Origin of the sequence: Flavobacterium caeni, assembly GCF_900101895.1 — a bacterium.
Taxonomy (GTDB): domain Bacteria; phylum Bacteroidota; class Bacteroidia; order Flavobacteriales; family Flavobacteriaceae; genus Flavobacterium; species Flavobacterium caeni.
The window spans coordinates 1-13,366 of record NZ_FMVF01000026.1 but is presented as its reverse complement, the minus strand read 5'-3'; the positions used below and the strand labels follow the sequence as shown (position 1 = coordinate 13,366).

Here is a 13,366-nt window from a genome sequence, read left to right as displayed (position 1 = left end):
AAAACGTTCAAAACATTCTTTGTCAAAGGCTTTGCCGCAAGGTTCTTGTAACAGCGCATTTACGTGATCGCTGGTTTTCGGTGGCCGGAATGTTTTAGTTTCACGAACTTTGTTTATCTTCGGCAGAGAGAACTCAGTTCGCGCTGACGCGACCACGCAAATGCGCGAAACGTTACATGACAGCGCCGAGCGAACCCGGAAAATCGTCGTTCAGAATAAACTTTGCCAGCCAATCTTTGTCGTTAATTTTCATATGATTCTCTTTGCGCTGAATTTGAAAATATAATTTTAGCGCCGAAAACTTTGTCGCCGAGCTGTGTCGGGTTTTCATATGATTCGCTTTGCGCTGAAATCTTACTCAGAGAGTTTGCTGCAAACGAGTTAATTTTCCGCCAATCTTTGGCGAATTTCTTTGCCGAAAATCTTCGTGGAGTTTTTTTGTGGTTACTTTGTGGAATTCTTTGTCGGCCTTTCATTCAAATTTTTCGGAAAAGAGAAGATTTTTAACGATAAATTTTAAATCCAGCTGGATCAATTCACTTTGTCTGGCGCCGTCATGTAACAGCCTGTAAGCGAATTACGCTGGTTTTCGGTAAGTTGAACGTTTTGTTTTCACGAAGAATGTTTTATCTTGGCAGAGAAAACTCAGTCCGCTTGAACCGCGAATTCGCTTACAGGCGACACGTTATGTGCAACCCTAAACAGACAGCGTATAAATTATGAACAGAATAATGAACTTTTTACTTTTCATATTTCTGCTACAATTTTTGACAAGTTGTAACGGGCAGACAAAATCTAATGCAGTAACCCAACAAAATACCACCACCCAAAAAAGTGTCGGTGGTGGTTGTGAAGGTTGTGAATTGATGTATGTTGGAATGCCCAAACAAATTCTATCCGAGCATATCAGTTTAGGTTGGACAGAAGGTAAACAAAAACTCATTTTGACAGGTAAAGTTTTCCAACTTGACGGAAAAACACCTGCATCTGATGTCATCATATATTATTGGCATACGGACGATAACGGTTTGTATTCATCAAATGCCGAAACACCCAAACAAGCAATGGAACACGGTAAATTGCGAGGTTGGGTAAAGATTGACAAGAGTGGAAACTATACAATAAAAACAAGTAGACCTACTGCTTATCCTAATGATAATATTCCGCAACACATTCACCTATCCGTAAAAGAACCAGACATCTCTAACGAATATTATGCTGACCTTTATTTTGATGATGACCCATTGTATCTAAACCATAAGAAAAAATATGGCAAACTTGACAGAGCAGGAACAGAAATACTAAGAATTGTTTTAGACAGTAATATTCAAATCGCAGAACACAATATTGTATTAGGATTGAATATTCCCGACTACCCTACTAAAAACAAGGCAGACATTCAATCGGGTTTAAAAATTGGTGAAGACCAACCTTCATTTATGCCATTTCACGCCTTTGGACCCGACAAAGGAACAAGGACTTGTCCAGTTTGTAAATATGGACGCTATCACGGAATTGTATATTTTGTTGGTGATAATCCAAATTGGGACGAAATCAAAAAATGGCTTAGACAATTAGACAACGAAAGTGTAATAAGAGAAAAATACCTTAAAGCATACTTTGTTTATGGAAATTCAAAAAATTATAATAAGCAGACACGCCAAACAGAATTAGAAAAAATCGGAAAAGAATTAAGGCTTCAAAAAATTGCTTTGACTTTTGTTCCATCATTTGCAGATACTGAAAGCGAAGCAAACCTTAATAAAGTAAATGCAAGTGTTGAAAATACATTTATCATTTACAGACACAGAACAATAGTTGACAAATATGTAAATCTAAAACCGACAGAACAAAACTTTAAACTTATTGCAGAAACACTTGACAAAACAAAAGGAAATTATTTTGACTTAAACGAGCCAAAACACGAATGATAAGGAGGGCTGCACATAACAGCCGGTAAGCGAATTACGCTAGATTTCGGTAAAATGAAGTTTTGTTTTCACGAAGAATGTTTTATCTTGGCAGAGAAAACTCAGTCCGCTGGCATCGCGAATTCGCTTACCGGCGACACGTTGTGTGCAATTTTACGGGAAGTTCGTCGTAACAACGAACTAAAATACAATCTAAACTAACCTAAACCCAAATAAAAATATGAAGTCAATTTTACTCATTTTTATTTTGCTTTTATCTGTAAAGGTAAATTCTCAGAGCTGCGAGGAGCTAATGGAATATGTGAAATCCAAAAGTTATGGATCAACTTATTCGAGTTACACGAGCGACGCAATCCAAAAAGTTACATTTTACGATGTTGTAATTGATTACAAAACTCATTACTTTGCTATTGTTTGCTTTAAAAGGAAATATTCTTACGATTGTTCCGAATACATATATCAAGTCGGTTATAATACAAAGTTTAATTATTCTCTTGATTATTTAGATAGTGCTGGAAAAGCTTTTTGGGAACATATTCAACCGTATAACGACAATCTTGGTTGCGCGCCAAATTTCAATTAGATTTAAGGCATTCCAATATAAAACTGACACACAACAGCCTGTAACCGTAATCGCAGGGATTTCGGTAGCCGGAAGTTGTTATTTCACGAACAGAATCTTATCTTGGCAGAGAGAACTCAGTTCGCTTTGATCCGCGACTACGGTTACAGGCGAAACGTTAGCAGTGATTTACAACGATGTCGAAAACTTAACGACCTTAATACTATAAACATGAAAAAAAATCTACTTATTCTTGCAATTTTTGCAATTTCAAAATTGAATGCTCAAGCAACTCTCGAACATACCTACACTTCAAATGGAACTTCAAATGAAATAAATCAATCTGCGAGTGGATTTGGGTTAATTAGAAACTTCTATACTCAAAATGGAGTTAAATATTATACTTTAAATACTAATACTAATTCGATAGAAATTTTTAATGTTAACCATCAATTGCAACAGCAGGTAAATTTTCCTGAAGAAATTGGAAACATTCTTTACATTACGGATCATCTATTCAACAATGATGATTTAATTGAAATTTTATATACGAATCTAAATGATTTAGTTTTAATTAATGAACAAGGAACTATTTTACAAACATTTCCATTAAGAAGTTTTGCTAAAATTTTTAAAAGCGACGAAAATACATTTAAATTATGCACAAGTAGGGTTCCATTTAATGAATTTAATTTTGATATATATTCTTTAACCGGAACGCTCAGTCTGCTACAAGAACAATTGTATGCACAGCAAAATTTAATTGGGTTTCCAAATCCCGCTTCTGATAAAATAAATATCACCAACCCAATTTTAAACGGAAGCAAAGAAATGATTTTCATTTTTGATGCAAGCGGTAAAAAAGTTCATGAGCAAGAATTTTTAGGAAACGGTGAAAATATCATCATAAATACAGTAAGTTTAAGTTCGGGGGTTTACACATACATTATTAAAGGCAAGACAAATAAGTTTATAAAACAGTAAACCACTGCTAACCGCCGCTAAGACGCGATTGCCGGGATTTCGGTAGCCGGAGGTTGTGGTTTCACGAAGAAACATTATCTTGGCAGAGAGAACTCAGTCCGCTTTGATCGGCAACCGCGCTTAGCGGCCTAACGTTGTGCGATATTGCAGAAACCTCTAAAACATGAACACGGTAAAGTCAACATCCGAAATTTTAGCATTTAAAATTCTCAACCGAAATGTAAATAATGTTTGGATAAATTGGGCAATAGAAATGCTAATGGCAGGATTTGATTCCGAAAATTTGCTTTACCTCGCAGGAGAAAATGAACAAACAAATCAATTTGAACTGCAAAAAATCGCAGATCGAGCTTTGAATGAACTTAAATTGGATTACTCTGATCGCGAAATAGTTATCGAAAATTATATCTGCTATTTATTAGACGAAGCAATATTAGAAAAGCGAAGTTATGAGTCGGTCTTAAAAAACCTAAAAGATTTGTGCATTGAACTAGATTACGAATCTTCTCTATATGATTTTTATTCTCTTTATTATGCTCAAGATGATCTAAAATACTCGACACATCAATGGTATTGGGAAAACGCAAACAGAGAAAATATAAATCAAATTATTAAAGATTACTTTTATAAAAGAAAAGCTAGCTGCACGTAGCAACATCGCACAACCGCCGTTAGCCGTCAGTGCGGGATTTTTCAGGGTTGAGCTTTCGTCTTCACGAAGAAAGTTTTATCTTCGGCAGAGACAACTCAGTCCGCTTTGCCGCACCGACGGCTAGCGGCCTAACGTTGGCCGCAATTGTACAAGAAATCACTCAAAATGACACGTAGAGAAACTGCTTTAGAAGAATACAAAGAACTTACAGATGAGGGCGAAAAAGCAAAATTAATATATGCATATTTCGGCGGGGCAATTTATTACAGTCAATGTTTAGAGGAAACCTTTTCCATGATGTTATGGATGGATAGAATTTTCAAACAACGTGCAAAATCAAAAGAAGAAATTAATGAGATTATTGACGCAATTGAGCACTCTAAAAAAACAATGGGTAATTTACTAAACGAAGTAAAAGAAAATTATGGTATATCAGAAACTCACCTAGATAAATTAAAAACTGTATTGAATAAGAGAAATTACCTAGTTCACAAATATTTTAAAATAGAAATTCAGAAATTTTATTCTGATCAAGGAAGAAAAGAAATGCTTACTTATTTTGGAAGTTTTATTGATGAAACGCTATCGATTGACAATACCCTTCAAGAATATTTTTCTCATTACAAAATAAAATTAGGATTTACAGAGGAGAGACTTGAACAATTGATTCACGAAATGAAAGAAACGGAGTTAAAAAGAACGAATGAAATCTAACAACTACGGCCAACAGCGCAGTTAAGCAAGAGCTGGATTTCGGTAAGTTGAACGTTCGTTTTTCACGAAGAATGTTCTATCTTGGCAGAGAAAACTCAGTCCGCTCTGACGCTCCTGCGTAACTGCGCGAAACGTTGGCTGTAATTGTTCCAATCACGTTATCGTCTCGAAAGAGATAATAACATTTCAAAAGTTGTTAATAAGTCATATATCTAGCAATTCCTTATCCATTTATCTTTACATAAAATAAATGTTGAGATGCAGATTTTATTTATCATTGGAAATGGGTTTGATATTAATCTTGGATTGAAAACGGGTTATATTGATTTTTGCAAAACTTATCAAAGAAGAAAAAGCAAAAACCCAGTTATTCAGGCTTTAAAATCAGATATCAAAAATGGCGTATATTCTTGGGCTGATCTTGAAAAAAGACTTGGCGAATATTCCAATAAGCTTGAATCAGAACAAGATTTGAGAGATATTTATCAAGACATATTACTAAATCTTGGTAACTATTTACAAAAACAGGAAAATCGTAAAGATTGGACTGGATTAAAACATGGAGAGTTTTACAACTACTTATGTTCTCCGGAAAATTCATTGAGGCAAAAGGATTTAAATGCGATAACAAGTTTTAAAAATAAATGGGCACAACATAGATGGGAAATTGACATTGTTAACTTCAATTACACGACAACCATTGAAAATTTATTTGAAGTTAATCCTGTGAACATTAGGATTGGATATCACCACAATTCTGCGGAAATAAAATTACGCCGAGTAATGCACATTCATGGGACGCTAGAAAACATGGTACTTGGCGTAAATGATTTATCACAAATTCTTAATGAGAAATTTTGTAAAAATCAAAAAATCACAAATTTCTTCATCAAGTCAAACAATAATAGAATCCAAGGACATACAATTGATGAAATTTTTGAGCAAAGAATATTGGGTTCAAATCTTATTTGCATTTTTGGTTCTTCTATTGGTGAAACTGATAACATTTGGTGGGAAAAAATTGGACAACATCTTGTAACATCTAGTCATTGTCAACTTATTATTTTTACTTATATAGCAAATCTTAACAAAAGACTACCCTATCTTTATGGAGAAGCTGAGGAAGATATGAAACAAAAATTTTTAAATGCTGCGAAACTCTCTGAAGAAGAAAAAAAGATAGTAGCCGAAAAAATTTATGTCCGCACAAATACTGAAATGTTTTCAAATCTATCGCCAAAAGAGCTTTCTTTTAAACTAGAAAAATCTCTGCTCGAATAAAGCTTTAGCTTCGACAACTACAGCCAACAGCCTGTAACCGCCATCGCGGAGATTTCGGTAGCTTGAACTTTCATCTTCACGAAGAAAGTTCTATCTTGGCAGAGAGAACTCAGTTCGCTTTGATCCGCGACGGCGGTTACAGGCGAAACGTTACCACACATTTTTTGAAGAACATTTTCATCATATCGATGTTTTTTATTTGTCAAATATTTTTTGGCCAAACGAGTAATGTCCAAATTGATCAAACAAGTTTTTTGATAGGTTTGGTTGGCGACTATGATGGTAAAATGGCAACTTATGATTATCCAAACATTGAAATTCCAATCGTTACTTTCCATTGCTCGGAAAATCAACTGTCAAAAATATTTATTGATTCTTTAGAAAATTTTAAAGAAGTTAAAACTAAAATTGAAATAGATAAAAGTTCAATATATTCGAAGGAATTAGCGAAATTCTTCAATAAATTTTACACGCGAAAAATCGTTGAAGATTATGGTTTTCATGATACGGCTCAAAATAAAGATTACTCCTATTATTTCTTAATTCTTAAGAAAGATAAATTTAAAAGTCAAATCCAAAAACTTTCATTTCTTGCGGGAACATTTTATAGGTTTGGGAAATTAAACACGGAAAATCAAATTGAAATAACAACTGTAAATTCTGTGAGTCATTTTAAAGCTTGTGTTGAATTTGCTGAAGAATTAGGCTTCAAAATAGTTTCGAAAGAGTTAGCCGATTACTATGCAATTCCATCAGTTGATAAATTCACATTTATTCCTTCTGAAAAGTTTAGTTTATTTTTCACAGAACTTAATGAAGCGAAACCTTTAAAGAACGAATGTCAATAAAAACGAGTGGTAACAGCCTGTAACCGCAATCGCAGGGATTTCGGTAGCCGGAAGTTATTGTTTCACGAAGAAATATTATCTTCGGCAGAGAGAACTCAGTCCGCTTCGATCCGCGACTGCGGTTACAGGCGAAACGTTGGGCGCAATGCCAGAAAATCTATCGTAATTACATGAATTGGATAATTAAGAACACTAAGAAATTGAAATGTCATACGAATTTGAACAACCTGCTTTCAAATGAGTGGATCGATATTTCAGATTACAATTGGTTTTTATCGGATGTGGATGTGATAAATTACGCCGATTACGAAGGAAAAACTTTACCACTAGATTTTCGAGAAGATTATTTTCTTCCATCAAATGAAAATTTTAAAGAAGTTGTAGAATCCGACATTCAAATAATTTGGGGAGTAATTTCAGCAGTAAATAAAAATGAAAAACCAATTTTCGATAAAGCAAATTTTCCTTATGTTGAAGGAAATGATTTGATTTGGGAAAACAATAATTTTCAGGTTGAGAATTCAATTTTTGAAATTACTGCTTGGGATAGTTCGTATACAATTGTGAAATTTAAAGATCAAGCTTTGTCAAAAAAATTCAAAAGCTATTTTGACGAAGCAATCGAACTCGAAAAATATAAATTCTAAAAGCAAAGCGCCCAACCGCGCATTTAATAAATCGCTGGTTCGTTGGTTATTGAACGTTTTTTCAAACCAAGAAAATTTTATCTTAGCAGAGAGAACTCTGCTCCTATTTCCGCGACTTCTCAAATGCGCCTAACGTTGCACGAAAACGCAGAGGAACCCCCGGAAATGATTGCGCAGAATCCACTTCCTTATCCAATCTTTGTCGTTATTTTTCATATGATTTGCTTTGCGTTGAATCTCAAAATATGATTGTAGCGCCGAAAACTTTGTCGCCGAGCTTTGTCAGGTTTCCATATGATTCTCTTTGCGCTGAAATCCAAATCAGAGAGTTCGCTGCAAACGAGTAAATTTCCAGCCAATCTTTGACGAAGTTCTTTGCCGAAAATCTTCGCGGACTTTCGTTGTGGGAACTTCTTTGTCGGCCACAGAACAAATTTCTTGGTAAATTGAAATTTTAAAATGAAAGCCTAGAGAAAAACGGAATCGATTCACTTTGTCAGGCGTCATCGTGCAACACCGCATTTACGCAAAAGCTGGTTTTTAGTAAGTTGAACGTTAGCACAAACCAAGAAATTCTTATTTTAGCAGAGAGAACTCTGCTCCTATTTCCGCTTCTGCGCAAATGCGGGGAACGTTATAAGCCATTTATGAAGAAACTATCCGTGATACTATTTTCCGCAATCCTGTTATCTGTTGTATGGTTATACTTTTCAGGTTTGGAAAAAAGATATTCTTATGAAAACACTGGTAAGCAGAATATCGAATTGCTCGAAAATCCCAATTTCAAAATACAACTTTCCGCAACTCCAAACGATTCGGCTTTATCAGTCGAAATTGTCTTCAATAAATTAAACAAAACTATAATTATCGATTCAGCTAGTGTTGAAGTTTTTGAAAATCAAAAATTGAAACTTATTGAAGTTTCTGCAACTGATGGCTTTTACAATTGGGTTGAAGAAAAGAATGGAAAAGCAGAAACTTTCAATAAACTTCCAGAGCACTTAAAAATAGTTCACGACAGTATTGAAGCTTATTTTAATTACAGTTGGAATTTCGAAATGAAAAAAATTAAACTCAGAAATATCAAAATCAAAATTTCCATGTCATTGAATGTTGAAAATAAAAGAATGCAATTAAATAAAGTTGTCAACATGGAGTTATTTGAAAAAAAGGTTTTTGTAAGTCCAATTCGCTTTCACTAATTAAACGGCTTATAACCGCCGTTTCAAGCAATTGCCGGGATTTTGTTAAGTTGAATGTTTGGTTTTCACGAACTTTGTTTATCTTCGGCAGAGAGAACTCGGATCGCTTTGATCGGCAACTGCGTGAAGCGGCCTTTTTTGGTTTGAACTTTGTTTATCTTCGGCGGAGAGAACTCGGTTCGCTCTGGCGCGACCACGCAAATGCGCGAAACGTTGCACGACAGCGCCGAGGAAACCCGGAAAATCTTCGTGCTGAATCAAACTTCGCCGACCAATCTTTGTCATTAATTTACATATGATTTTCTTTGCGCTGAATTTGGAAATATCCTTTTAGCGCCGAAAAACTTTGTCGCCGAGCTTTGTCAGGTTTTCATATGACTTTCTTTGCGCTGAAATCCAAATCAGAGAGCTTGCTGGAAACGAGTTAATTTACCAGCCAATCTTTGGCGAAAATCTTTGGCGAAAATCTTCGTGGAGTTTCGTTGTGGCAACTTTGTGGAATTTCTTTGTCAGCCTTCCAGGAAAATTCTCCAAAACAAGAATACACATTTTAAAAAACAAAAAATCCGAACTGGATCGATTCAACTTGAATGGCGCCGTCCGTGCAACACCGCATTTACGCAAAAGCTGGTTTTTAGTGATTTGGACGTTCGCACAAACCAAGAAATTCTTATTTTAGCAGAGAGAACTCCGCTCCTATTTCCGCTTCTGCGCAAATGCGGGGAACGTTGGGCGAACTGTTTAGGAAAGACCATAACATAGAACATGATGATTTCAGAATTTTTGGACATATTGGTAAATTTAAACTTGTTGACAAATCCAACTAAAGATTCTAATTCTAGAAAATCTAACATAATATCCATCGTATCCATCTTAGTATGGTTCGCAAGTTTAATAGGCATTATCATACTTTACCAAAACTCGGGGAAAACTACCGGTTATAAACCCAATTTCTTGGCGATTTTAGGAGTTGCCTTTCTATTTTCAATTTTAAACAGTTTACTTTTTTATAAGTTGCAAATATTAAGAGACATTAGAGTTAGTACATTTATTTACTTTTTTATCGCTTTAATTTTATTATTCACTGTATTTTCGCTTTTAATTCTTACAGCATAACAACAATTCGCCCAACAGCGCAGTTAAGCAAGAGCTAGATTTCGGTAAGTTGAACGTTCATTTTTCACGAAGAAAGTTTTATCTTGGCAGAGAGAACTCAGTTCGCTCTGACGCTCCTGCGTAACTGCGCGAAACGTTAGCGGTAAGACTTCGAAACCGGAACCTTAAAGAAACCAATTACATATGACATTTGAATTTAAAAATAACATTGACAAACTCGGAACGGCAGGACTCTTTTTGACAGCAATATTTTCTCCATGCTGTTTTCCACTTTTTGCATTTGGCGCTTCAGCGTTTGGTCTTGGAAGTTTCGAACTTTTTGGAGGTTGGACAATGTGGATTTTTCAAGCAATGATTTTAATTTCTGTTGGCGGGCTCTACATTTCATATCGTAGACATCGTTGCATGTATCCATTGTTAATTGCAATTCCAAGCGCAGCGATAATATTTTACGCATATTATTTCAGCAAATCTGAAAATTCTACATATTTAATTTATCTCGGAATGTTTGGACTTTTCATCGCGACAGGTATTAACTATTATCGAAACAAATTACATGGAAACTGTGATACATGTGTAATATACGAAGGAAAGAACGTAGAATTAGAATCCACAATTACTTGTCCTAATTGTAACCATAAGAAAACTGAAATGATGCCGACAAATGCATGCGTATTTTTTTATGAATGCGAAAATTGTAAAACAAGATTACGCCCGTTGGAAGGAGATTGTTGTGTTTATTGTAGCTATGGAACTGTAAAATGTCCGCCAATTCAAGTTGGTTCGGATTGTTGTAAATAAAAACAATAGTCCTACCGCTAACAGCCTATTTACGCAAGAGCTGGTTTTTAGTAAGTTGAAACATTTTTCAAACCAAGAAAGTTTTATCTTAGCAGAGAAAACTCTGCTCCTATTTCCGCTCCTGCGCAAATAGGCGAAACGTTGTGTGCAAGGCTACCCGACATCATACCATAGCGCAACTTGAAACAGATAGAATAAAAATACTTCAATTAATTTAGAAAGGATTTTTGAAACTTGCAGAATATTTTACTTAAGACAGAACATTATGGATATTATCAATCTTCCCGAAAATTTATTTGAGGGCAACCTTAATTCGTCAGAATTGCAAATTGCTAATTACGAAGTGTATAAAAATGCTTCCAAAAACAAAATTAACCTAAACAAAAATGTCATTAGTTTTTTGTTAGAGGGACAAAAGGATATTCACTTTTCTAACGACATCGTTTCTATAAATGACACACAATCTCTGCTTATTTCATCAGGTAATTTTTTAATGACAGAGCTTGTTGGGACAAGCAGTTATCGTTGCTTGCTTTTTTTCTTTTCTCAAAAAAACATCAGCGATTTTTTATTGAAACACTCGCCTCAATTCAATCAAAATAAACCAACAATAATTGCTCCTTATTTCCTTATAGAAAAAGACAATTTCATTGTTCACTGCATCAATTCTCTCAAACATAGCTTTGGTTTACACAAGACAATTTCACAAAAAATACTGGAACTAAAGTTTGAAGAAATTATGCTTTACTTAGCTAATAAATATGGACAACCTTTTTTTGCTTATCTAAATTCTTTATTAACCAGCGAACGAGAATTATCGTTTAAAAAAGTCATTGAAAAAAACCTGTACACTAATTTAAACATTGAAGATGTAGCGTTTCTATGCAATATGAGTGCATCCACCTTTAAAAGGAAATTCATCTCCATTTATCAAGAATCTCCGGGCAAATGGTTTCAACAAAAACGATTGAACAAAGCAAGAGAATTGCTGCTTAACAACAAAGTAACTCCTTCCGAAATTTATATGGAGTTTGGCTACGATAGCCTATCAAATTTTAGTACTGCCTTTAAAAATGAATTCGGCTACAGCCCAAAACAGACTAACACAGTTTGACCTTTTTTCATAAGTTTTTGAACAGAATAAAAAAGCCTCACAAGCTTAGATGAGCTAAATTTGTTAAACCAAAATTGGTTTAATTAAAAAATAAAAAGACATGAAAAAATTAGGATTATTAGTTCGACTAGAAGCAAAAGCAGGAAAAGAAAAAAGTGTTGAAGAGTTTATTACAAGTGCATTGCCACTTGCTAATGAAGAAGCGGGTACTATTACGTGGTATGCGTTCCGTATTGACGCTACTACATTTGGCATTTTTGACACTTTTTCAGATGAAGAAGGTAGAGAAGCACATCTTGGTGGTAAGATTGCAAAGGCGTTAATGGAAAACGCTGCCGAGTTACTTGCTGCAGCACCCAAAATTGAGCCAATAGATATTTTGGCAGCGAAATAAGGGGTTATTAAACATTTAATGTTAGGCTGGCTGCCATAAAATCGTCTTGCGAATTTACGGCAGTCAGTTCTTTTTAAAACCTCCACAATGATTTTTTCAAAATTCAAAACATCGGTAACTAAACAAGACGAAGCAAAAGCCATAATTCAAATGCTTCAACCATTCACAGACTGCAAATTTTCTTTTAACTTCATTCTCCCTGACAAAATTTTAATAGTTGAACACTTAGAAGATGACAATCACCCTGAAATGCTAACAGACATTTTAAAAATGGCAGGCTTTATCTGTATTGACATTGCTGAAACTTTGGGCTGACAAAAGCCCAGCACACAACAGCGCAGTTAAGCAAGAGCTGGATTTCGGTAAGTTGAACGTTCGTTTTTCACGAAGAAAGTCTTATCTTGGCAGAGAGTACTCAGTCCGCTTTTCCGCTCCTGCGTAACTGCGCGAAACGTTATGCGAGGCTTCAGAAACTAAACAATGAAAATTCACGTTTTTTCAATATTAATATTTCTATTTTGCTCTTGTGTCAAGAGCGAAAAAGTCATTGATGAACGTGAACGGAAGCTTGAAAATATTGACAAAAGTGTTTTCCTTACAAACATTGGTAAAAAATACTACGAAGACAATTGTATTAAATGTCATGCTTCGAAGAGCGCAAAAGACAATATATTACTTTATGCAATTGTAAACGATAAATATGATTTTGAATTTTTAAGAGCTTTTGTAACTAATCAAGATAGTTTAGTTAAAGCCAGCAATAAAGAAGCGATTGCAATTAAAAAAGAATATTTTCCTAATTCTGCGATGAATCATAATTTTAAATTGAGCAGGACAGAGATAAAAAGTATTATATATTATTTAAAACAGTAAAAGCCCGCATAACCGCCGTTTCAAGCCATTGCGGAGATTTTCGTCACCGGAAATCTCTATTTCACGAAGAAAGATTATCTTCGGCAGAGAGAACTCAGTCCGCTTTGATCCGCAACGGCGTGAAGCGGCCTAACGTTATGCTCGCGCCCTGGCTTCCACATACCACAGCATCCGTCAACTATCATGATTCGAAAAGGATCTTAAGAATTTACTCCTTCCCTATTTTCTATAATCTATTTTCTCTTTT

13 protein-coding genes and 1 pseudogene are annotated in these 13,366 nt (G+C 34.9%); all 14 read left to right on the top strand.

The genetic code is table 11. From position 1 onward, the window contains the following. Positions 1 to 719 precede the first annotated feature (719 nt). The 14 genes and pseudogenes from BLP55_RS15580 (at position 720) to BLP55_RS15510 (ending at position 13,119) form a co-directional block, all read left to right on the top strand. Positions 720 to 1,931 (top strand): dioxygenase family protein, encoded by a 1,212-nt coding sequence (locus BLP55_RS15580; RefSeq protein WP_091146920.1) that lies wholly within the window; start codon positions 720 to 722, stop codon positions 1,929 to 1,931. 793 nt (positions 1,932 to 2,724) lie between these two features. Further along, a complete protein-coding gene (locus tag BLP55_RS15570) occupies positions 2,725 to 3,477 on the top strand; it encodes a T9SS type A sorting domain-containing protein (protein WP_139149747.1) in 753 nt (250 codons plus the stop codon). 163 nt (positions 3,478 to 3,640) lie between these two features. Then, the gene (locus tag BLP55_RS15565) at positions 3,641 to 4,129 is read left to right on the top strand and encodes a hypothetical protein (RefSeq protein WP_091146911.1); all 489 of its coding nucleotides are present in this window, start codon (positions 3,641 to 3,643) and stop codon (positions 4,127 to 4,129) included. Positions 4,130 to 4,294: 165 nt separating this feature from the next. After that, on the top strand, positions 4,295 to 4,843 hold the full coding sequence (locus BLP55_RS15560) for a hypothetical protein (RefSeq protein WP_091146923.1): 549 nt from the start codon (positions 4,295 to 4,297) through the stop codon (positions 4,841 to 4,843). 258 nt (positions 4,844 to 5,101) lie between these two features. Beyond that, complete coding sequence (locus BLP55_RS15555; protein ID WP_091146908.1) at positions 5,102 to 6,124, top strand: AbiH family protein; 1,023 nt, start codon at positions 5,102 to 5,104, stop codon at positions 6,122 to 6,124. A gap of 164 nt (positions 6,125 to 6,288) precedes the next feature. After that, positions 6,289 to 6,972 (top strand): hypothetical protein, encoded by a 684-nt coding sequence (locus BLP55_RS15550; RefSeq protein WP_139149745.1) that lies wholly within the window; start codon positions 6,289 to 6,291, stop codon positions 6,970 to 6,972. Between the two features lie 218 nt (positions 6,973 to 7,190). After that, the gene (locus BLP55_RS15545; protein ID WP_170826892.1) at positions 7,191 to 7,619 is read left to right on the top strand and encodes a hypothetical protein; all 429 of its coding nucleotides are present in this window, start codon (positions 7,191 to 7,193) and stop codon (positions 7,617 to 7,619) included. Positions 7,620 to 8,266: 647 nt separating this feature from the next. Next, positions 8,267 to 8,821 (top strand): hypothetical protein, encoded by a 555-nt coding sequence (locus BLP55_RS15540; RefSeq protein WP_139149744.1) that lies wholly within the window; start codon positions 8,267 to 8,269, stop codon positions 8,819 to 8,821. A gap of 1,299 nt (positions 8,822 to 10,120) precedes the next feature. Then, a pseudogene (locus BLP55_RS17310) lies at positions 10,121 to 10,465 on the top strand (MerC domain-containing protein); the annotation flags it as partial. Between the two features lie 51 nt (positions 10,466 to 10,516). Beyond that, a complete protein-coding gene (locus BLP55_RS17305; RefSeq protein ID WP_244503479.1) occupies positions 10,517 to 10,738 on the top strand; it encodes a GDCCVxC domain-containing (seleno)protein in 222 nt (73 codons plus the stop codon). A gap of 265 nt (positions 10,739 to 11,003) precedes the next feature. After that, positions 11,004 to 11,852, top strand: a complete 849-nt coding sequence (locus BLP55_RS15525; protein ID WP_091146886.1) for a helix-turn-helix domain-containing protein — start codon at positions 11,004 to 11,006, stop codon at positions 11,850 to 11,852. Positions 11,853 to 11,952: 100 nt separating this feature from the next. Continuing rightward, on the top strand, positions 11,953 to 12,246 hold the full coding sequence (locus BLP55_RS15520) for a putative quinol monooxygenase (RefSeq protein WP_091146882.1): 294 nt from the start codon (positions 11,953 to 11,955) through the stop codon (positions 12,244 to 12,246). 87 nt (positions 12,247 to 12,333) lie between these two features. After that, positions 12,334 to 12,561: a hypothetical protein gene (locus BLP55_RS15515; RefSeq protein ID WP_091146879.1), complete on the top strand. Its 228-nt coding sequence runs from the start codon at positions 12,334 to 12,336 to the stop codon at positions 12,559 to 12,561. Between the two features lie 165 nt (positions 12,562 to 12,726). Next, positions 12,727 to 13,119, top strand: coding sequence for a c-type cytochrome (locus tag BLP55_RS15510; RefSeq protein ID WP_091146875.1), 393 nt, complete (start codon positions 12,727 to 12,729; stop codon positions 13,117 to 13,119). Positions 13,120 to 13,366 lie beyond the last annotated feature (247 nt).

Excerpts from the sequence above, each read along its gene's own strand:
- BLP55_RS15580 (WP_091146920.1), top strand. The coding sequence starts at position 720 with ATGAACAGAATAATGAACTTTTTACTTTTCATATTTCTGCTACAATTT.
- BLP55_RS15570 (WP_139149747.1), top strand. The coding sequence starts at position 2,725 with ATGAAAAAAAATCTACTTATTCTTGCAATTTTTGCAATTTCAAAATTG.
- BLP55_RS15565 (WP_091146911.1), top strand. The coding sequence starts at position 3,641 with ATGAACACGGTAAAGTCAACATCCGAAATTTTAGCATTTAAAATTCTC.
- BLP55_RS15560 (WP_091146923.1), top strand. The coding sequence starts at position 4,295 with ATGACACGTAGAGAAACTGCTTTAGAAGAATACAAAGAACTTACAGAT.
- BLP55_RS15555 (WP_091146908.1), top strand. The coding sequence starts at position 5,102 with ATGCAGATTTTATTTATCATTGGAAATGGGTTTGATATTAATCTTGGA.
- BLP55_RS15540 (WP_139149744.1), top strand. The coding sequence starts at position 8,267 with ATGAAGAAACTATCCGTGATACTATTTTCCGCAATCCTGTTATCTGTT.
- BLP55_RS15525 (WP_091146886.1), top strand. The coding sequence starts at position 11,004 with ATGGATATTATCAATCTTCCCGAAAATTTATTTGAGGGCAACCTTAAT.
- BLP55_RS15520 (WP_091146882.1), top strand. The coding sequence starts at position 11,953 with ATGAAAAAATTAGGATTATTAGTTCGACTAGAAGCAAAAGCAGGAAAA.
- BLP55_RS15515 (WP_091146879.1), top strand. The coding sequence starts at position 12,334 with ATGATTTTTTCAAAATTCAAAACATCGGTAACTAAACAAGACGAAGCA.
- BLP55_RS15510 (WP_091146875.1), top strand. The coding sequence starts at position 12,727 with ATGAAAATTCACGTTTTTTCAATATTAATATTTCTATTTTGCTCTTGT.